The 19,084-nt window shown below is 63.2% G+C and carries 16 protein-coding genes; 7 read left to right on the top strand and 9 right to left on the bottom strand.

Translation table 11 applies throughout. From position 1 onward, the window contains the following. Nucleotides 1–5: 5 nt before the first annotated feature. The 4 genes from C7G42_RS07975 to C7G42_RS07960 are packed head-to-tail and all read right to left on the bottom strand — an operon-like array spanning nucleotide 6 to nucleotide 4,530. Nucleotides 6–1,064 carry a phytoene/squalene synthase family protein gene (locus C7G42_RS07975; RefSeq protein WP_106948386.1) on the bottom strand — a complete coding sequence of 353 codons (1,059 nt, stop codon included), beginning with the start codon at nucleotides 1,062–1,064 and terminating at the stop codon, nucleotides 6–8. Next, nucleotides 1,061–2,608, bottom strand: a complete 1,548-nt coding sequence (locus tag C7G42_RS07970; RefSeq protein ID WP_106948385.1) for a phytoene desaturase — start codon at nucleotides 2,606–2,608, stop codon at nucleotides 1,061–1,063. Before C7G42_RS07970 ends, C7G42_RS07975 begins: the two co-directional genes overlap by 4 nt. Nucleotides 2,609–2,664: 56 nt before the next feature. Then, a complete protein-coding gene (bchO, locus tag C7G42_RS07965) occupies nucleotides 2,665–3,561 on the bottom strand; it encodes an alpha/beta fold hydrolase BchO (protein ID WP_106948384.1) in 897 nt (298 codons plus the stop codon). Between the two features lie 9 nt (nucleotides 3,562–3,570). Then, a complete protein-coding gene (locus tag C7G42_RS07960; protein WP_106948383.1) occupies nucleotides 3,571–4,530 on the bottom strand; it encodes an alpha/beta fold hydrolase in 960 nt (319 codons plus the stop codon). Between the two features lie 107 nt (nucleotides 4,531–4,637). Between C7G42_RS07960 and hemE the strand changes: the two genes are divergently transcribed. Next, nucleotides 4,638–5,690 carry a uroporphyrinogen decarboxylase gene (gene hemE / locus C7G42_RS07955; protein ID WP_106948382.1) on the top strand — a complete coding sequence of 351 codons (1,053 nt, stop codon included), beginning with the start codon at nucleotides 4,638–4,640 and terminating at the stop codon, nucleotides 5,688–5,690. Here the strand turns inward: hemE and C7G42_RS07950 are convergent. Genes C7G42_RS07950 through hemC form a run of 3 tightly spaced genes read right to left on the bottom strand, consistent with a single transcriptional unit; the run spans nucleotide 5,687 to nucleotide 9,435 of the window. Then, complete coding sequence (locus C7G42_RS07950; RefSeq protein WP_106948381.1) at nucleotides 5,687–7,435, bottom strand: magnesium chelatase subunit D; 1,749 nt, start codon at nucleotides 7,433–7,435, stop codon at nucleotides 5,687–5,689. The genes hemE and C7G42_RS07950 overlap by 4 nt on opposite strands. Continuing rightward, complete coding sequence (bchI, locus tag C7G42_RS07945; protein WP_106948380.1) at nucleotides 7,432–8,454, bottom strand: magnesium chelatase ATPase subunit I; 1,023 nt, start codon at nucleotides 8,452–8,454, stop codon at nucleotides 7,432–7,434. Before bchI ends, C7G42_RS07950 begins: the two co-directional genes overlap by 4 nt. Before the next feature lie 9 nt (nucleotides 8,455–8,463). Next, nucleotides 8,464–9,435: a hydroxymethylbilane synthase gene (gene hemC, locus C7G42_RS07940; protein ID WP_106948379.1), complete on the bottom strand. Its 972-nt coding sequence runs from the start codon at nucleotides 9,433–9,435 to the stop codon at nucleotides 8,464–8,466. A gap of 297 nt (nucleotides 9,436–9,732) precedes the next feature. Here hemC and C7G42_RS07935 point away from each other — a divergent pair, with 297 nt between their 5' ends. From C7G42_RS07935 to C7G42_RS07925, 3 genes are read left to right on the top strand one after another with little or no spacing between them, the layout of a single operon-like run. Continuing rightward, entirely contained in the window at nucleotides 9,733–11,052 is a 1,320-nt protein-coding gene (locus C7G42_RS07935) for a DUF3422 family protein (RefSeq protein ID WP_106948378.1), read from the top strand. Next, entirely contained in the window at nucleotides 11,049–12,554 is a 1,506-nt protein-coding gene (locus tag C7G42_RS07930; protein ID WP_106948377.1) for an alpha/beta hydrolase, read from the top strand. The genes C7G42_RS07935 and C7G42_RS07930 overlap by 4 nt, the downstream gene beginning before the upstream one ends. Nucleotides 12,555–12,592: 38 nt before the next feature. Then, entirely contained in the window at nucleotides 12,593–13,090 is a 498-nt protein-coding gene (locus C7G42_RS07925) for a DUF427 domain-containing protein (RefSeq protein ID WP_106948376.1), read from the top strand. A gap of 26 nt (nucleotides 13,091–13,116) precedes the next feature. Here the strand turns inward: C7G42_RS07925 and C7G42_RS07920 are convergent, their stop codons facing one another. Next, on the bottom strand, nucleotides 13,117–13,554 hold the full coding sequence (locus tag C7G42_RS07920) for a hypothetical protein (RefSeq protein WP_106948375.1): 438 nt from the start codon (nucleotides 13,552–13,554) through the stop codon (nucleotides 13,117–13,119). Nucleotides 13,555–13,783: 229 nt separating this feature from the next. Here C7G42_RS07920 and C7G42_RS07915 point away from each other — a divergent pair, with 229 nt between their 5' ends. The 3 genes from C7G42_RS07915 to ppsA all read left to right on the top strand — a co-directional run bounded on the left by C7G42_RS07915 (nucleotide 13,784) and on the right by ppsA (nucleotide 17,653). Next, nucleotides 13,784–14,419: a sigma-70 family RNA polymerase sigma factor gene (locus C7G42_RS07915; RefSeq protein ID WP_158537578.1), complete on the top strand. Its 636-nt coding sequence runs from the start codon at nucleotides 13,784–13,786 to the stop codon at nucleotides 14,417–14,419. A 173-nt stretch (nucleotides 14,420–14,592) separates the two neighbouring features. After that, on the top strand, nucleotides 14,593–14,970 hold the full coding sequence (locus C7G42_RS07910; protein WP_106948373.1) for a response regulator: 378 nt from the start codon (nucleotides 14,593–14,595) through the stop codon (nucleotides 14,968–14,970). Nucleotides 14,971–15,223: 253 nt separating this feature from the next. Next, on the top strand, nucleotides 15,224–17,653 hold the full coding sequence (ppsA, locus tag C7G42_RS07905) for a phosphoenolpyruvate synthase (RefSeq protein WP_106948372.1): 2,430 nt from the start codon (nucleotides 15,224–15,226) through the stop codon (nucleotides 17,651–17,653). A 3-nt stretch (nucleotides 17,654–17,656) separates the two neighbouring features. Here ppsA and C7G42_RS07900 read toward each other — a convergent pair whose 3' ends face one another. Then, nucleotides 17,657–19,057, bottom strand: a complete 1,401-nt coding sequence (locus tag C7G42_RS07900; protein ID WP_245427579.1) for a glycoside hydrolase 5 family protein — start codon at nucleotides 19,055–19,057, stop codon at nucleotides 17,657–17,659. Between the last annotated feature and the right edge of the window lie 27 nt (nucleotides 19,058–19,084).

Genomic DNA, 19,084 nt, shown 5'->3' with positions numbered 1-19,084 from the left:
CTGCTCTACCGGTAGGAGGCCGTCCGTTGCAGCTGATCGCGGCGTTCCAGCCGCTCGAACAGATCGATGACCCAAACCACGCGGTCCTCGATCGGCCGCCGCCGCAGCTGCGCGCTTTCGCGCAGCGGCATTGCCTCGACGGCCTCGACCAGGAAACGGGTCTCTTCAATATCGGCGGTCTTGACGTCGAGCTCTCTCGCGGGTGCCCATTCCGTTTGCGGCAACAGCAGCGTTCGCGCCAGGACCGCGAGCTTGCGTTTGGTCGAGACGACCGCGCGCCTCGACACCGAATCCAGCCCTCCCCGCTCCAGCTCGCGGCCGATCTCGGCATAAAGCGCGCGGGCCGCATAGATGCCGGGACGGCAGCCGATCGGCAGATTGGCGATCCCCTGCGTCGCGCGGGAATAGAAAGTATCGGCCGTATCGAGCAGCCGCTGTACGATGGCCGCGACCTCAGGCGTGAAGCAAGGGCTCGCCAGCCACGCGTCCGGATCGATTCCCCCCTCGCGAAGCCACGACTGCGGTAGATAGAGCCGGCCGGCACGGGCATCTTCGCCGAGATCACGCGCAATGTTGGTAAACTGCATCGCGACGCCGAGATCGCAGGCACGCGCAACGATCTCGGGCGCGCGCTGCCCCATCACCAGCGTCATCATCGCGCCGACCGCACCCGCAACCCGCGCGGCGTAGGCAGTGAGATCCTGCAACGTCTCATAGCGGCGGACCTCCGCATCCCAAGCCAGCCCTTCGAGCAGGGCTTCAGGGAGTTCGCGAGGAATGCAGAATTTCGTGACGACATCGGCGAACAGGCGATCCGCAGCGAGGTCCGCCGGCTGCTGCCGATAGGCGCGATCGAGCCGATCCCGCAGGCGCGCCACGGCCGCCGCGCGGTCGTTGCCGAGATCGACGGCGTCATCTGCCAGGCGACAGAATGCGTAGAGCGCGATGGCGGGATCCGCGACGCTGCGCGGCAGTACCTTCGACGCCGCATTGAAGGTCCGCGAGCCGCCTTTGAGCAGCGCACGACAGGCGGACATATCGACGGGATCGAGCCGTATCGTCATGCGGTCACCAGGCTTGCAAGGTGTGAGGCATCGGGTACCAGGGAATCCAGGACGCGCGCCGATGACAGCACGCCAGGAAGACCCGCGCCGGGATGCGTTCCGGCACCGACGAGATACAGATTCTCGATGTCTTCACTCTTGTTGTGCGGGCGGAACCACGCGCTTTGGGTGAGGATCGGCTCCAGCCCGAAGGCGGCGCCCCGGAATGAGCATAGGCGATCCTGAAAATCTTGCGGCGTCAACATTCGCGAACTGATGATCTCCTTGTCCAGGCCGGGCAGCACGGTCCTGGAGAGTTCGCCGGCGATCGCCAGGCGATAATCTTCGGCCATCACACTCCAGTCTGTTCCGCTCTGGAGATGCGGGACAGGCGACAGCACATAGAATGCATCGCAGCCATCCGGTGCAAGCGACGTATCGGTGGCAGTCGGACGATGCAGGTACAGGCTGAAATCGTCGGCCAAAACCTTGCGATCGAAAATGTCGGTCAGCAGACGCTTGTAGCGCGGCCCCAGCAGGATCGTGTGGTGCGGCACCCCTTCATATCGGCGACGCGTGCCGAAGTACCAAACGAACAGGCTCATCGAATAGCGCGCACGCTCGATTCGCCTGTCGGTCCAGCGAGACCGCGCCGACGCGGGCACGAGATACCGGTAGGTCCAAGCCGAATCGGCGTTGGACACAACGACATTGGCATCGATGGTCTCGCCCGAAGCCAGCCTGACGCCGCGCGCAACGCCGTCGTTCACGATGATCTCGCGGACCTCATGGTTGCAGCGGAGCCTGCCGCCCTGCCCCTCGATCAACCTGACCAGCCCATCGACCAGTCGTCCGGTGCCGCCAAGCGCGAAATGCACGCCCCAGCGCCGCTCCAGAAATGCGATCAAGCAGTAGATCGAACTCGCAGTGAGAGGATTTCCGCCAATCAACAGCGGATGAAAACTGAAGACGACACGCAGGCGAGTATCCCGGAAGAACTTCGAAACCAGCGAATAGACGCTGCGATAGCTCGACAACCGCAGCATCTCAGGCGCGATCTTCGCCATGTCCGTCCATTTGCTGAATGGCACGTCGCCAAGCCTCTCGAACCCGACCTTGAATATCTCCTCGCTGGCCTTCATGTACGCGTCGTAGCCGTCGACATCATCAGGCGAAAATCGCGCGATCTCGCGGCGCATCGCGACGGGATCGCCGGAATAGTCGAAATGCGATCCGTCCTGAAACCGGATCCGGTAGAAGGGCGACACCGGCACCAGCGTCACGTCGTCGGACAGCTTCCGTCCGCACAGCTTCCACAATTCTTCGAACAGAAACGGCGCGGTGACGATGGTTGGTCCAGCATCGAACGTGAAGCCGTCTTGCCGGTAGACGTAGGCGCGGCCGCCGGGCGCATCGAGCTTCTCGAGGACGGTGACACGATAACCCTTGGCGCCAAGCCGGATCGCGGCTGCCAATCCGCCAAAACCGCTGCCGATCACCACCGCATGCGGCTGGCGATGCGGTGGTGCTGATGGTGTTGTTCGGACTGAGGTCGAGTCCAGCATAAGACCACTGTAATTATTTCTTGACAGTTGCCTAGTCTGAAAGTGTACATTACTTGTTACATTTCTTGCGCCGTTTCTTCGGCCACGTTTGCGTGGGCGTGTTCCATGATGAGTTGCGCGATCAGGTGTGGCTGCTCTTCGTGCGCGAGATGGCCAAGGCCCGGCAGTCGCTCGATCACGGCACTCGGAAGAATCTCGCGAACCTGTCGCGCGACCTCAGGCGATATCGAGCGATCATTGGTGGCGGCCATCAGGACCAGCGCCGTCTTCAGTCGTGGCAGATCGTGCAGCAGCGGTTCGAGCTTCCAGTTCGCCATCATCCGTAGTGCGGCCGCGACATGCACGGGATTCCGCACCAGCTTGCGATAGAGCGCAATGCCATCCTGATCGATCGTCGAACCGGTGTTGGCAATCAACCGCTCGACCGCGCCGGCATGGGAGGCCTGCCAGGCGAACACGCGCGGCACCAGCGGATTCATCACCAGCAGATTCGCCAGGGGCGAGAACAGATGGTTGGCGATACCGCCGAACGGCATGAAGGCGCCATTCAAGGCGATCAGCAGGCGCGGCGTCATGCGGCCGGCAAGACACATGCGCGCCGCGATCGCCGCCCCTGCGGAATGACCGACCGTGATCTCCGGCTTGACCTCCAGTTTGCGCAGCAGCGTACCGAGGTCCGCCGCCATGCCGGGCAGCGACAACCGATATGACGGTGGCGATTGGGTAAATCCGTGTCCGGGCAAATCCGGCGCAAGCACCGAGAAATGCTGGGCCAGCAAAGGCAACAATTTGCGCCAGGAATGCGTTGCGGCGCCGGTGCCGTGTATCAAGAGCAGCGATGGCCCCTCGCCCATTCGCTGCACATGCCAGCGGATGCCGGCCGCTTCAACGAACGCACTGGCATTCCGATTGGGCCAGTCCGTACCATCGCGGCTCCAGACGAGACCGGACACGGCAGTGTCTTACGCGGGCGATGCCGACGGGACGCCGGCAAGGAACGCGTCGTAAGCCGCAATGAATTCGGCCTCGGCTTCGAAATGCGGCATCGCACCCGTCGAGAACACGCGAATGGTCCAGTTGGCGCGGCCCTCGACTTGCGTCTTGTTGGTGTAGTCGACGAAATCGCCGCGCACCCCGTGACTCATCCAGACCGGAAGTGTCAGCGAACTGTAGATCTTGGGGATGTCCTTGCTGAACAGGAAGCCAGACACGAAATAGTACGGTGCGTGCTGCGCTCCAGGTTGGTGCGTTGTAAGATAGTCGTATTCCAGCAAGCCCTCGTCGATATTGGTCGAGCCCCAGGTCTTGTTCAGGAAATAGCGGATGATGCGACGGCTGGTCAGCAGCCGGAAGAAACCCTCGCTCCACAAGGGAAACTCGAAAAATCCGTGCAGCCACGGCTTGCCACGGGTTCCCGTACGCGAGGTGGTGCTTTTGTCGAGGGTGGTGAAACCGGTCGGGCTGACAAGCGCCAGGGAGCGGAATGCCAGTGGCGACTCCGAGACGGCCCTAGCAAGGAATTCGGATGACAGCGATACCGCCAATGCATCGATCGGGCTGCGACCGTGATCTTTCTGGATTTCACGTATCGCGATCAGGATCGCGTCAGTCATCATGCGGACGGAGTATTCGCGCTTTTCGCGCTCGGAATGACCAAAGCCCGGAAGCTCCAACGCGTAGACCGTCCGGCTTCCGCGGTAGTGTTCGTAGAGCGGCTTGACCTCGTAAGCCGAGGCAGCAGCATTAATGCTGTGAACTAGCAACAGCGGCGGAAATTTGCCGGGAGCGTCGGGGCCTGCCGAATAATAGGTCAACCTCCCGACAGGGCTCGCGATCTCGTGACGCTGGCCCGAGACGGGCGCGGGCAATTCCTCCGCGCCACGCAACGCGGCAGGACGGATCGCCGGGGCGGCTGCGCTCATTGTTGGTCTCCTTTTCGAACCCGATCGCATCTCGCCGTGGCCAAGACCGTAACAGCAGTGTATCACGACTGACAATCACAGTTGTCGACCAGCAACGGAAATGCCGCTTGACACAAGCCTCGCCCGTCAAACCGTTCCTCGAAGTGCTCTCCGGCCGACGGCAACCAGTTCCGCCGCTCTGGATGATGCGCCAGGCGGGACGATACTTGCCCGAATACCGCGAGGTTCGCGCCAAGGCCGGGGGCTTTCTCGATCTCTGCTTCACACCCGGGCTCGCCGCCGAGGTAACGCTGCAGCCGATCCGCCGTTTCAATTTCGATGCTGCAATCATCTTCTCGGATATTCTGGTCATCCCCTATGCATTGGGCCGCGATGTCCGGTTCGAAGTCGGCGAAGGACCGCGGCTCGATCCCTTGGACACGCCGGACAAGGTTGGCACACTCTCCTCGACCGGGGATTCCACCAAGCTCGAGCCAGTGTTCGAAGCACTCCGCCGAGTCCGCCAGGAACTCGATCCCAGCATCGCCCTGATCGGATTTTGCGGCGCGCCGTGGACTGTTGCGACCTACATGGTTGCGGGACACGGCACTCCGGATCAGGCACCGGCACGGATGATGGCCTATCGCCATCCCGACGCGTTTGCGCGGATCATCGACACCATCGTCGAGAACTCGATTCGTTATCTGCTGGGACAACTCGCTGCCGGCGCCGACGTGCTTCAGATCTTCGACACCTGGGCCGGCATCCTTCCACCGCGCGAGTTCCAGCGCTGGTCGGTCGAGCCGACCAGGCGCATCGTCGAAGGCGTCCGCAGGACGGTGCCAGATGCGAAGATCATCGGCTTTCCACGCGGCGCCGGCGCGTTGCTTCCTGGATATGTCGATGCAACCGGTGTCGATGCAGTCAGCATCGACTGGACGGCAGAGCCATCGCTGATCCGGGAGAAGGTTCAGAACCGCGTTGCGGTGCAAGGCAATCTCGATCCGCTGGCTCTGATTACAGGCGGGGACGCGCTGGATCGCGCGATCGACGACGTGCTGGCGAATTTTGCAGGTGGCCGACTGATCTTCAACCTTGGCCACGGCATCCAGCCGGAAACCCCGATCGCGCATGTCGAGCAGATGGTGAAGCGGGTCCGTAGCTACAAGGCATCGCTCTAGCCGACGCTCGCGAGCACGGCCTTTGACAAGGTGGCGGCGTCGGCGTGCGGCAGCGGCAGATAGCGTGCGCCCATCTCTTTGGCGATAGCTTCGCCTGAAGCGCCCGGGCGCGGCGAGGTATCGACCAGCACGACCGCGACACCTGCGGCGCGCAACTGTCGCGCCGCGCTCATCGCGTCGTCCTCGGCGCGCGGCCGTCCCTGTCCGCCATCGCGTGCGATGTTGGCGCGGCCATCGGTCAAGACGATCACGGTCGGCGTCTGTCCCTTGCGGCGGACCGAGTCCGACAGCATGAAAGCCGCATCAAGCCCTGCGGCGAGCGGCGTGCCGCCGCCCCCAGGCAGACCTGCAAGGCTGCGTTTGGCGCGCGCCAACGAACGGGTCGGCGGTAGCAGCATGTCCGCGGCGCTGCCCCGAAACGCAATCAGCGCCACCTGGTCCCGCCTGACGTAGCAATCCGCCAGAAGCAGTTCGACCGCACCCTTGGCCTCCGCCAGTCGATGCAATGCTGCGGAACCGGACGCATCGACGAGGAAAATCGTGACCGTTTCCGTGCGCTGCCTGAACCGTGAGATGCGGAAATCGTCCTTGCGGATCAGAATGCGGGGCCGCGATTCCTCGCGCGATCCGCTCGCCTCGCGACACCGCAAAGGTTGCCATGGCGCCGCTGCGCGCAAGGTTTCGATCAGATTGAGCCTGGCACCGGCGCGCAACGCGCCGCGCAGCACACCCGCCGGCCTGCCGCGCTTGCTGGATTTCTGCAATGCGCCGGCCTTGCCAGACGACCGACTGCGCGATCGTCCAGCGGCACCAAGGGCTGCGAGCACGTCGTCTGGGATTGCCGCCTGCACCGCGGCCAGAATGACCTCGTCGAGCGCGCGATCGGTGTCGGAGATTTGATCCTCAGCACCGGGCTCATTAGCTTCATCCTCGGTCGGCGGCGGTTGCTCCGGCGGGGCCGCCTCATCTGCTGCCGGAAACACCAGCGCACGGGGCGCCAGCACCAGCCGTGCAGCCAAAGCGAGATCTTCCCGTTCGACGCTGGAATGACCTGTAAGCGCGGCACTGGAGCAGGCGATACGCAACGCCAGCAGGGGCGCACGCAACGAGGCGATCCCAAGCGCTGTGGCCGCGGTACAGACGGCCTCGATCTGGGCCGCGTCGGGCTTGAGGGATGGCAGCCTTGCGCGTGCCGCTGCCGTTTCTCCGGCATCAAGCGTGAACTCCTCGGCGTCACGGATGCCGATAGCGTTAAGATCGAGGTGGAGCGCCAGACGATCGCGCAGCGATGCCGGCGCGAATTCATCCTCGACGCCTTCATCCAGGGCGATGACGCCAAAGCGCGCAGGCATGCGAAGAGACAGGCCGTCGCGCTCCACGATGGTCTCTCCGGCGTCTATCGCGGCGGTGACATGGACCGTGGTTGCTGCGGACAGCCGCTCCGCCATCGCCAGCATGATCACGCCGCCATCGGCTTCGGCCAGGAGTCCGCGTTCGGCAACGGGGCGCCCCGCCAACAACGTCGCGTTGAGGTCCAGCCCACCGAGCAGCCGGCCTTCAGCGATATTCAGCGGCACCTGCTTCACGTTGCACGATGGCGGCAGTTCCGCACGAAGCAAGGCGAGCCAACGATCCCGCACCGGGCCTGCCCGTGATCTCAACAAGACGCCACCGGTTCCCGACCGGTCCACGGCGAACAATCGCGCCGCCGTCACCGCGTCGGACCAGACGGCGGCGCCAGTCATCGCAGCACCTCCGATATCGCACGGTCGACCCGTACCGAGGAGCCCGCATCATCAAGCGGATTGCGCCGCAAGCGATGACGCAAGGCCGAAGGCGCAATCCGGCGCAGGTGATCGTCGGTCACGGTCTTTGCCGAATCGAGCGCCGCCAGCGCACGGGCAGCACGCATCAAGGTCAATTCACCGCGCAGGCCGTCGGTGCCGAGCGCCATGCAGAGTTTTGCGGCGCGCTCAAGCGTCACATCAGGCACCGAGACCGAGGACAGTTTCTCCCGCGCTATCATGATCTTCCTACGAAGTTTGGCCTCGTCCTTGGCCCATTTGGTGACGAAGGCATCACTATCGCTTTCAAAGGCGTCACGACGCCGCACCACCTCGATCCGGTCGGCGAGATTGTCGGGGGTCTTCACCTCCACCGACATGCCGAAGCGATCCAGCAATTGCGGCCGCAACTCGCCTTCCTCGGGGTTTCCCGTACCGACCAGCACGAACCGCGCCGGATGGCGTATGCTCAGGCCTTCGCGCTCCACGACATTTTCGCCGGACGCGGCAACATCGAGCAGAAGATCGACCAGATGATCCTCCAGCAGATTGGCTTCGTCGATATACAGGAATCCACGATGCGCGCGGGCCAGCAATCCCGGCTCGAACGCCTTCTCTCCGCGGGCCAACGCCCGTTCCAGATCGAGCGCACCGACAACGCGATCCTCGGTCGCGCCGAGCGGTAGATCGACCACCGGGACAGGCACTTGCGCAGATTTCAGCGCGCCCTTGGCGGCGCTAACACGACACTCCTCGCAAAACTCCGCCGGCCGATCCGGATCGCAATTATAGCGGCAGGCGGCAACGACCTTCATCTTCGGCAGCAACGCCGCAAGCGCGCGGACCGCCGTGGACTTGCCTGAGCCGCGATCGCCAAAGGCCAGCACGCCGCCGATCTTGGGATCGACCGCGGCAATCAGCAGCGCGAGTTTCATCTCGTCCTGCCCGACAATCGCGGAGAATGGAAACGCTGTTGCCATGCTAACCTTTCATGGCGCCGGCCGCGTACGCGCAATGATATCGGCTGCACCCTTGTGAAGCAGTTCCAACCCGACCGCGCGACCGAGCTCGCGCGGTCGACTTGCGTCTCCCGAGCGGGTCACTTCGATAAACTCCATGCCCGCTTCATCCAGCACCGAAGCCGTGAGCGTCATCTGCGAACCATCGATCGTCGAATATCCTGCGATGGGCGAGTTGCAGTGACCGTTTAGGATCCACAAAACCTCTCGCTCCGCGTCGCAACTCAGATGGGCCGCGGGATCGTCGATCAGCCCGAGATATTTTCGCGTCGGCCAATCGTTGACCGCGCACTCGACCGCGACGATACCCTGCCCCACCGCTGGCAACATTTCCAAAGGTGAAAGCTCGCAAGCAATGCGATGGCCGAGGCCAATCCGTTCGAGCCCGGACCGGGCCATGATCAGAGCGTCCGCCGGCCCGACCTCGCCGCCACCGGGCAGGCGTTGCATGTCTCGATTGTCCAGCTTGCGAACTCTCGTATCGGCCGCGCCGCGAAAGTGAATCACCTCGATGTCCGGAAACAGCCGCCGGGCATAGGCGGCGCGCCGCACCGCGTTTGTGCCGATCCGGTAACCCTTGCCGCGCGAACGCCTGATATCTTCGATAGAGACACCAGGCCGCAACACCAGCGCATCCGTTGGTGGCGCGCGCGGCAGTGTTGCACCGATCACGAGCCCGGGCGTATCCTCATTGCCGGGCATGTCCTTGAGCGAATGCATTGCTGCATGAAGCCGGCCCGATGTGACCGCGGCGCGGATTTCAGCGACGAACGCACCGCCCTTGCCGCCATGGACCAACAGCTTGCTGGTCTGATCGCTATCGCCGGTGGTCTCGAACCTGACGATCTCGACGGCTAATTCGGCCGCGGCCCCGGACAGCCGCTGCGCAATATCCTCGGTCTGGGCCAACGCCATGACGCTCTTGCGCGTGCCTATCCGCATCGAGACTGCCACCACCGCGCTCCCATCCGCCACCGCATGATGCCCCGCGGCGCGGGCAGAGATTAGGGCCGACCATTGCCGGAATGCAAACCAGGGCCAGCGTGCGGTGCACACTGCTATATCAAGACACAGCACCGCAGCAGATATACGAGCCAATCATCCGGCGTTTCACGGCACGACAAACTTTTTTTGCCGAGGCGCTCTAGACCTCTTCCGGCTTCTGCCCGGCACGACTGAGTGTTAATCGTATCGCGGTGGCCCTCGGAAGCAACGACCCCACCGGAGATCGAGATCGCGATGAGCGCGGATGTCCTTGTAGGTGACGGCGAGGCGGTGCGGCTGACACCTCATCCGATGCGCGCAGCCGTACTCGGCGAGGTTCATGCTCGTCCATTCACACCGATTTCGGTGCCATCGCGCGTCGTGCATTTTGCTTTCGATACGTCGGGACCACGCGCACAGGCCGACCGCGCCAACCTGGTCGCGTTCTGCACGTCGCGCGGGCTGCAGCCGCCGTCGCCCGCCGAAAAGCATCATCGCGCCCCGTTCGGAACCACCGTGCTGCGGTGGGAGCAGCACTCCGAATTCACCACCTACACCTGGGAAATGCCGGCCGATCCCGCGGCCGCGCCATTCCATCCGGATGCGGCCTCGCTGGCGTTGCCGATGCGGCTGCTGCCACAGCCAGGCCCACTGCTGGTCGCTGTCGACCTGCATCTTCTGACGGAGGATCTGCAACGAACCGCGCCGGAACGCCTGTTCGACAACGCCAGTCTGGCCGTCGCCGAGAACTCCGACGGCGCTGCGCTCTACGCGACCGACTTCCAGCCTGGACCAACGGGCTTTGTCCGCATCCTCATCGCCAATCGCAAGATGTCGCCGGAGCGCGCCGGAGCGCTGGTTCAGCGGGTGATCGAGCTTGAGACCTATCGTACGCTTGCCCTGCTTGGCCTGCCGGAAACGCAACGGCTGTCGCCGTCGATCGCAGCCGCAGAGCGCCGCCTTGTCGAAGTCACCGACCAGATGCGCCAAGCCGGTGACCTCGCCGCCAACCACAAGCTGCTCGACGAGCTGACTGCGCTGGCCGCCGAGGTCGAAGCCGGGGCGGCCGCCAGTGTGTTTCGCTTCGGCGCCAGCCGTGCCTATGAGGAGATCGTCGAGCAACGCTTGCAAACCATCGGCGAACGCAAGGTCGGTGGCCTCCCGACATGGTCGTCGTTTCTGGCACGCCGGATGAAGCCGGCGCTGCGCACATGCGTCACCACTGAGGCGCGGCAATCGAGCCTGTCGTTGAAGCTCGCACGCGCAGCAAACCTGTTGCGCACCCGCGTCGATGTCGAGCTGGAGCAGCAGAACCAGGAGCTTCTGAAGTCGATGAACGCGCGGACGCGGCTTCAGCTTCGGCTGCAGGCCACGGTCGAAGGCCTGTCGGTCGCGGCGATCACCTATTACGTGGTGAGCCTGTTCGGATACATCGCCAAGGCAGCGCATGACAGCGGCACTCTTCATGTCGAGCCCAGCGTCGCGACGGCTGCCTTCGTTCCGGTTGCCGGCTTTGCGATCTGGTGGACCGTGCGCGGCATCCGCAGGAAGCACATCGCCGGCGAGGATCGATGAGGCTCGTCGCTGGGTTTCTTGCGATCACCGCGATCCTGATCGGAATGTTTGCATTGCATGAAGGAAGCCGGGATCTGAATATCACACGGACCGTCGTCGGCGACACGCCGGTCACGATCTTCAGGCGACAATCCGCCGCGCCCGCGCCAGTCGTTGTGATCGCCCACGGTTTTGCCGGTTCGCAGCAGCTGATGCAGCCATTCGCCGAAACGCTTGCGCGCAACGGCTACATCGCCGTGACCTTCGATTTCCTCGGCCATGGCCGTAACCCGGTCCCGATGCGCGGCGATATCAACGAGGGGCTGACCATCACCAACGCGTTGCTGAAGGAGCTGACCGACGTCGCGGCGGCGGCACGCAGGCTGCCTGGGAGCGATGGGCGGCTCGCGGTGCTCGGACATTCGATGGCGTCCGACATCGTGGTTCGGTACGCGCAAGCCCACCCCGACGTCGAGGCAACCGTCGCGGTCTCCGTATTTTCGCCCGTCGTGACACCGGCCAGTCCGCGCAATCTGCTCGTTATCGTCGGCGCGCTGGAGCCCGCGATGCTCCGGAACGAGGGCCTGCGCATCGTCAATCTCGCCGCCGGCGGCACCGCGATCCCCGGCGAGACTTACGGTCACTTTCCTGACGGCTCTGCCCGCAAGCTGGTGTTGGCGCACGGCGTCGAACACATCGGCGTGCTCTACAGTCATGACAGCATGGTCGAGACCTTGCGCTGGATGAATGCGGCGTTCGGCGACCGGCCTTATGAGGCGGTCGACAGCCGCGGGCGCTGGCTGGCGCTGGCGTTTGCTGGAATCGTCGCACTGGCCTGGCCGCTGTCGGCATTGTTGCCGGTGGTGAGCGCGAGTCCGGCCGGCGCAAGCCTGGGCTGGAAGGCGTTGATTGCGGCAGCGCTGGTGCCGTCGATCGTGACCCCGCTGCTACTCTGGAAGATGCCGACTGACTTCCTGCCGATCCTGCTCGGCGACTATCTAACGCTGCATTTTCTGCTTTATGGCGCACTCTCGACCGCAATCCTCGTCTACTTGCGCAAGGCGCCGGCCTTCGGGAATGTCGCCTGGACGCGGGTCGCGATCGCGGCAGCCGCAATATTCGCCTACAATGTCCTGGCTTTCGGCGCTCCCATCGACGCCTATGTGTTCTCGTTCCTGCCCATCCCGGCGCGGCTACCGCTGATCGCCGCAATCGCTTGCGGGACGCTGCCCTACTTCATTGCCGACGAGTGGCTGACACGTGGCCGCGAGTCCCGGAGAGGCGCTTACGCACTGACCAAATTCTGTTTCTTGTTCTCGCTCGCGCTTGCCGTGGCGCTCAATCCGATGAAGCTGTTCTTCCTCGTCATCATCGTGCCGGCAATCCTGTTGCTGTTCCTGGCCTTTGGGCTGATCAGCCGCTGGAGCTACGCGGCGACCCGCCATCCGCTTCCTGGCGCACTCGCCAACGGCGCGGTGTTCGCCTGGGCAATCGCTGTGACCTTTCCGATGATCGTGCGATGAGTATTGCCCGCACGACATCCTGCTGGAGTTGATGAGACATGTGGAGACCCAAGCGCATCGAACCCTCGGCCGGACAGGAGTCCGTCTGGGATTATCCCCGCCCGCCGAGGCTGGAAAAAATCAGCGTGCGGCTGCGCGTGGTTTTCAACGCACACACGGTCGCCGATACGACGGCGGGCTATCGCGTCCTTGAGACCAGTCACCCGCCAGTCTACTACATTCCGCCCGGCGACATCGCGCGGCAATACCTGCTGGATGCGCCGGGTAACTCGTGGTGCGAATTCAAGGGGCACGCAAGATACTGGTCGCTCGATGTCGACGGACGCACGTCCGAGCGCGCGGCTTGGAGCTATCCTTCGCCATCGCCCGCATTTTCCGATATCGCCGGTCATCTGGCTTTCTATGCCTCACGCGTCGATGAGTGCTGGGTTGATGATGAACGCGTACAGCCTCAGGAAGGCGACTTCTACGGCGGCTGGATTACCTCGCGCATCGTCGGACCGTTCAAGGGCGGCATCGGAACTCGCGGATGGTAGAGCCCGCGTCTTCGGCCAGCCATCCTTTACTTCGGTAGTCCCGTCGAACCGTTCTCGGGCCCAGTCCCGGTATTGGACGAGGTCGGGGCAGCGCGGGTGTCGGGCGCGGGATTGACCGGCTGGTAGGGTTTCGACTGATCAGGCGTGCCGACCGGCTGCGCCATGCCTGTGGTTGCACCACCGACCGGCGCGGGCGCTTGAGCTGTTTCGACGCGGGCTTTGCCGTTGTAGCCGACCGTGAGCAGGCCCATCACCGCGAATGCGAGAACCGCGAAACCGATCAGTTCGGGCCCTGCCCCGCTCGGCGCGACGCCGCGGCTGCTTCCGTTGCCTTCAAGCGCGTTCGCCGCGATTTCGCGATTGGTGTGGGACCGAAGGAAGTAGATGAACGCACCGGCAATGATGAACGTCGTGGCCGCGAGGGTGAAGAACATCAGCCAGCTGATTGCGTTGTCGCCTTGCATAGGAAGCCTCCGTTGTATGATTTGGATGACAATGGAGGCCTCTAGACTTTGTTCCTAAGGGTCGTCTGCCGGCACGGCTCATAGCGAAGAACCATTTGAACACACAACTATATCCTTCGAATTTGGTGCAGCATTGTCAGATTCACGTGTAAACTTTTATTGACACTCACTCCGACATCGGAGAGCTTGGTCGGATGGAATTTCCGGCAACCCGGGGAATGACATGGCAATGACAAGCAGCCTCAGCGCGGTCGAGTCCACCGAGCTTGAGCACCTCCTGCTGTGCATGGCGGGCGGGAATGAGCCGGCGTTCGAAAAGTTGTACGCGGCGACGAGGCGCAAGCTGTTTGCCACTGTGCTGCCGGTCGTCAGGCGCCGGCATCTTGCGGAGGAGATCGTGCAGGAGGCCTATGTCCGCATCTGGCTGAACGCGTCCGCCTACCGTCCGGCGCTGGGCTCTCCCATGCTGTGGATGATCACGATCGCCAGGAATCTCGCGATCGATGCCGCGCGAAGGCCGTCGCGGGAAATATATCGCGACCATTCGATGCTGCTGGAATTCCCCGCCGACGCACCCACGGCGCTGGAGAGCATGGAAAGCAGGGAAAGCGAAAGCGACACCGCCAGGCTGCAGCAGAGCATGCTGTCCGCCCTGCAGACGCTGGACCCGGCACGGCGTCATCTGGTGATCGCGGCCTATATCCACGGTGAAAGCCGGGATCGGCTGGCCGAGCAGTATGATGTGCCGGTCAACACCATCAAGACCTGGCTCCGGCGTGCGCTGCTGCAGGTGCGGGAGCAGATCAGAGCCTTGCCGCCTGGCGATCATGACGTCGGCGCGCCCGTGTCCGCACTCGGCCTTTAACTCGTGATCCGCACCCACTTGCATCGGTCTCCCCAAGACGTCGTGCGCTGAACGAGAAGCCGAAGCGCAACGGCGCGAGGGTGCGCCGAGCGCCGTACCGGCGGGGAACTTATGTTCACTTTGTAACTTGGGTTTCGGGCTGCAGAGGGGAATGCATCGTGCCGGAGATTGAAATGCCAGTGGTCCTTGTCGTCGAAGACGAGGCATTGCTGCAGAGTTTCGTCGCAGACGCTCTGCGTGACGGCGGCTTCGAAGCGGTCATCGCATCGTCTGGGGAAGAGGCGGTCACTTTGCTGAAAGCCCACAACGGCCAATATCGCGCGCTGGTGACGGACATCGACCTCAAGGGCAAGATGGACGGCTGGGAGGTCGCCCAACACGCCAGGGAGATCCATCCGGAATTTCCTATCATCTATATGAGCGGGGCCGCAGCCTCGGACTGGACCTCCAAAGGCGTTCCCAACAGCGTCATGCTGCCCAAGCCGTTTGCGCCTGCGCAGCTTCTCACCGCCCTCGCCAATCTTCTCAACAGCGGGACGCCGACGACCTAGGACGGGCGTTTTCAATACCACAAACATGGTGACGCGTTCTCGCGGCTGAAATCGCCCGAGCTCTGCCTTGTCGTTTCGGTTTCGTGCTGCCCTCTTGTTCACAAGGGCGCAGGGAAGACCGGGCGCCGACCTCGCACCCGCGGTCCGCTGCGTGCAAAGCACACGCAAATAGACCGCACAGGAGAGAAAAGGGGCGGCAACGAAGTTTGACTTGCCTCAAAGGCAGAAGGCCGCGACGTGGTCTGCTGTCATCATGTCCGGGTACATTACACCTTTCCTTGAAATTGGACTGGAGGACGTCGGCTTGGTGGGCGGTAAGACCGCTTCGCTCGGCGAGCTGTACACGACACTCGCGTCGCAAGGGATCGCCGTCCCCAACGGCTTCGCCATCACGGCCGAGGCCTACCGCGACGCGCTGTCACGTCATGATGTTGCGGACGAGTTGCACCGACTCCTCGACAGGATCGACAAGAGCAAGATAAAGCAGCTCGCCAGCAGGGCGGCGAAGGCTCGCGAGATCATATACGAGGCCATGGACACGCCCCTCCTCCGCAAGCAGGTCGTGGACGCGTATCGGCAGCTCGAACGGGAGGCCGGAAAGGGGGTAGCTGTCGCCGTGCGAAGCTCCGCGACGGCCGAGGATCTGCCCACAGCGAGCTTTGCGGGCCAGCACGAGAGCTTTCTCAACGTGCGCGGGCCCACGGATCTGTTCGAAGCCTGCCGACGTTGCTTCGCGTCGATCTTCACCGATCGGGCGATCTCCTATCGCGTCGACAACGGCTTTGATCATTTCAAGGTGGCACTTTCCGTCGCCGTCATGAAAATGGTGCGTTCCGATCTGGCCACCAGTGGCGTCGTCTTCACGCTCGACACCGAATCCGGCTTTCGCGACGTGGTCTTCGTCACAGGCTGCTACGGTCTGGGCGAGACCATCGTGCAGGGCCAGGTCGATCCGGACGAGTTCTATGTTCACAAGCCGACGCTGAGCCAGGGATATCGCCACGTGCTGCGGCGTCGGCTCGGAGCCAAGCAGATCCGCATGATCTACGGCAAGCGCGGCGGCGAGCATGCAACGCTCACCCGCAATGTCCCCGAAGCCGAACGCCGCAAATTCTGCATCTCCGACCCAGAGGTGCTCAGCCTTGCCGACATCGCGGTTCGTATCGAAGCCCATTACTCCCAACACGCCGGTGCCGCGATGCCGATGGACATCGAATGGGCCAAGGACGGCGCCGACGGGAAGCTCTACATCATCCAAGCCAGGCCCGAGACGGTCGCCTCGCGGCGCTCCGCGGACGTCTACGAAACCTACAATCTGAAGGGAAGCGGTCCGCTCGTCGTCACCGGCCGTGCGGTGGGCGAAAAGATTGCCTCAGGGCGTACCCGGCGCATCGTGACCGCACGCGATCTTGCCTCCTTTAAGCCCGGTGAGATCCTGGTGGCGCCGGCCACCAGCCCGGACTGGGAGCCGGTGATGAAGATCGCGGCCGGCATCATCACCGATAAGGGCGGCCGCACCTGCCATGCCGCCATCATCGCACGCGAGCTGGGCATTCCTGCGGTGGTGGGCGCCACGCTCGCGACGGAGAAGATCAAGACCGGCATCGAAGTGACGATCTGCTGCGCCGAAGGCGACGTCGGCAAGGTCTACCAGGGAAAGGTCGGCTTTGAAGTGACCAGAACTCCGGTCAGCGAGCTGCGACAGCCGCGGACTGCCATCATGGTGAATGTCGGCACCCCGGAAATGGCCTTTCGGACCGCAATGCAACCGCAGGCTGGAGTCGGGCTCGCCCGGATGGAATTCATCATCAGCGAGCATATCGGCGTTCACCCGATGGCGTTGCTGAAGCCGGACAAGATCAAGTCGGCCAAAGCGAGGGCCGAGATCGCGCGCCTCGTGAAGGGCTTCGCCAGTCCGGCCGACTTCTTCGTGCAACGACTTTCGGAAGGCGTCGGCACCATCGCTGCGGCATTCTATCCGAAGCCCGTGATCGTGCGGCTTTCCGATTTCAAGACCAACGAATATGCCAGCTTGATTGGAGGCGAAGGTTTTGAGCCTCGGGAAGAGAACCCAATGCTGGGCTTCCGGGGCGCCTCTCGCTACAGCCATCCCGCCTACGCTGAGGGGTTTGCCCTCGAATGTGCCGCGCTTCGACGGGTGCGGAGGCAGATGGGCCTCTCCAATCTGCGTGTCATGGTGCCGTTCTGCCGGACCGTCGCGGAAGGTCGACGCGTGATCGCCACGATGGCTGCCAATGGACTGAAGCGCGGCGAAGACAGCCTCGAAATTTACGTGATGTGCGAGATCCCGAACAACGTCATTCAGATCGACGCGTTCGCTGAGCTCTTCGACGGCTTCTCGATAGGCTCCAATGATCTCACCCAGCTCACGCTCGGGGTCGATCGGGACTCCGACATCGTGGCGTTCGACTTCGACGAGCGCGATCCGGGAATGCTAGAAATGTTCCGGCAAGCGGTGGTCGGCGCCAAGCGCAACGGTCGCCATATCGGCATCTGTGGCGAAGCGCCCGCGAACTATCCAGAGATCGCCCGGTACTTGACGGGACTGGGCATCGATTCCATCAGCGTCAATCCCGCGAGCGTGTTTCGAACCATGACCATCGTATCCGAGGCCGAGGCCGATCCGCCGAAGTCCGACGCGCGACGCCTGACCTCGCTGTAGCGATCAGATCACAGCCGGCACAGAAGCGGCGTGAATGCGCTCTGCCGCTGCGTTGACCCTGGTCATGGTCTTCGTCAGCTCTTGATAGACCTTGTCGTCGATGGTCACGGTGCCGAAATTCGAATCTTCACCGTCGAACCGCCCCTCCGCCGGCTCATCGGCATGCTCGAACCAGTGATAGCCGACCACATTCGGCTTGCTGAGCGCTGTCACAACGTAGCCCTCGAAGGCCTGGGCACGCTCTGTCTGGGTCGCCACCCGGGGTCCCCCTCCCTTGGTATTCGGCAAGCCTGCGTCGTCGCCTCGAAATGAGAATTCGGTGATCAGGCATGGCTTCGCGCCGGCAGCATAAGCGTCAATGACGGGACCGGGGTCAAAGTCGTAGCAGTTGAACGAGATCACATCGAGATGGCGGCCGGCAGCCGCGATGACACCTGCCGGTGGCTGATAGCCGAACCGGGATCCGAGCACGAGATGATTGGGATCGGCCGCCTTGATGGCCGAGACGCAAAGTTCGAAATATCTGTCAGCCACGATAGCCACGAAGGCGTCGCAATCCGCCGAGAAGGCTTCGCGGGCGGGATCTGCCAGATTGGCCTTGGTCTCGAGCGCATCGGTCAGGACGCCGGGGCGAAGCCTGACGAAAGGTGCGGCGACATGTTCGATCCTGCCGAGTTCCTGCCAGGATCGCGCCGGTGTGCGCCATACCGCATTGAATTGAGCAAAATCCCGGTAACGGGCCTGCAGACCTGAGACGGCGACGACCTTGCCGGGTCGACGCGACGGCAGGTTCAGGAACAGCGTCAGAAGCTCATCGGAACCGCGCCAGTCGGGTGACCAGTAGAGCTCGTTGTCGATGAAGGTGCCGAGCAAGCCGGGATCATTGCGCCGATGCCAGCAGCGCTGGTTGGCACTTGCGCGGATGTGCGCCGAGAATTCGGGATCGAAGACATCAGGGAAGACCTGACCCGGCCGGTGCAAGCGGAAGGATGCGCCTAGCTCCGCGATCGGCGTGGTTGCCAACAATCGCGATCCCGAACTGGCGACGAGCTCGTCTGACCAGCAGCCGACGGTGTTGAAGGACCAGCTCGCCAGACGGTCAGATACCGCAGTACGCCAGATCTGCAGGCTGCCATATTTGGCTCGGCAGGCCTCCGCGTAGGGGAAGCGGTCGGTCCCCGCAATGCGTTCCTGATCGAAGCGGACCGTATTGACCCCCTTGGAGATGAAACGGCCCCCGTCCGGATCGACGACCCAGAATACGCCAGAACGCTCGACAATGCGAAAGTAGCCGCTCCCGCTGAGATCGCCATCAACGACCCCACCCCATCTCGTTCTTTGCACGGCAGACCCCAGCAATGGTCTTAGGATCCCAATCCTTTGCATGGCCGCGCCGGGGGTCATTGAGATATCTCAATACCGCCCGGACCA

Source organism: Bradyrhizobium sp. MOS003 (assembly GCF_003020125.1).
In the GTDB taxonomy this organism is placed as follows: Bacteria; Pseudomonadota; Alphaproteobacteria; order Rhizobiales; family Xanthobacteraceae; genus Bradyrhizobium.
Note: the sequence above shows the minus strand (reverse complement) of the source record. Positions and strands in the feature narration are given on the sequence as shown.

Excerpts from the sequence above, each read along its gene's own strand:
- C7G42_RS07975 (WP_106948386.1), bottom strand. The coding sequence starts at position 1,064 with ATGACGATACGGCTCGATCCCGTCGATATGTCCGCCTGTCGTGCGCTG.
- C7G42_RS07970 (WP_106948385.1), bottom strand. The coding sequence starts at position 2,608 with ATGCTGGACTCGACCTCAGTCCGAACAACACCATCAGCACCACCGCAT.
- C7G42_RS07960 (WP_106948383.1), bottom strand. The coding sequence starts at position 4,530 with ATGAGCGCAGCCGCCCCGGCGATCCGTCCTGCCGCGTTGCGTGGCGCG.
- C7G42_RS07950 (WP_106948381.1), bottom strand. The coding sequence starts at position 7,435 with ATGACTGGCGCCGCCGTCTGGTCCGACGCGGTGACGGCGGCGCGATTG.
- bchI (WP_106948380.1), bottom strand. The coding sequence starts at position 8,454 with ATGGCAACAGCGTTTCCATTCTCCGCGATTGTCGGGCAGGACGAGATG.
- hemC (WP_106948379.1), bottom strand. The coding sequence starts at position 9,435 with ATGCGGATAGGCACGCGCAAGAGCGTCATGGCGTTGGCCCAGACCGAG.
- C7G42_RS07935 (WP_106948378.1), top strand. The coding sequence starts at position 9,733 with ATGAGCGCGGATGTCCTTGTAGGTGACGGCGAGGCGGTGCGGCTGACA.
- C7G42_RS07930 (WP_106948377.1), top strand. The coding sequence starts at position 11,049 with ATGAGGCTCGTCGCTGGGTTTCTTGCGATCACCGCGATCCTGATCGGA.
- C7G42_RS07925 (WP_106948376.1), top strand. The coding sequence starts at position 12,593 with ATGTGGAGACCCAAGCGCATCGAACCCTCGGCCGGACAGGAGTCCGTC.
- C7G42_RS07920 (WP_106948375.1), bottom strand. The coding sequence starts at position 13,554 with ATGCAAGGCGACAACGCAATCAGCTGGCTGATGTTCTTCACCCTCGCG.
- C7G42_RS07915 (WP_158537578.1), top strand. The coding sequence starts at position 13,784 with ATGACAAGCAGCCTCAGCGCGGTCGAGTCCACCGAGCTTGAGCACCTC.
- C7G42_RS07910 (WP_106948373.1), top strand. The coding sequence starts at position 14,593 with ATGCCAGTGGTCCTTGTCGTCGAAGACGAGGCATTGCTGCAGAGTTTC.
- ppsA (WP_106948372.1), top strand. The coding sequence starts at position 15,224 with ATGTCCGGGTACATTACACCTTTCCTTGAAATTGGACTGGAGGACGTC.
- C7G42_RS07900 (WP_245427579.1), bottom strand. The coding sequence starts at position 19,057 with ATGACCCCCGGCGCGGCCATGCAAAGGATTGGGATCCTAAGACCATTG.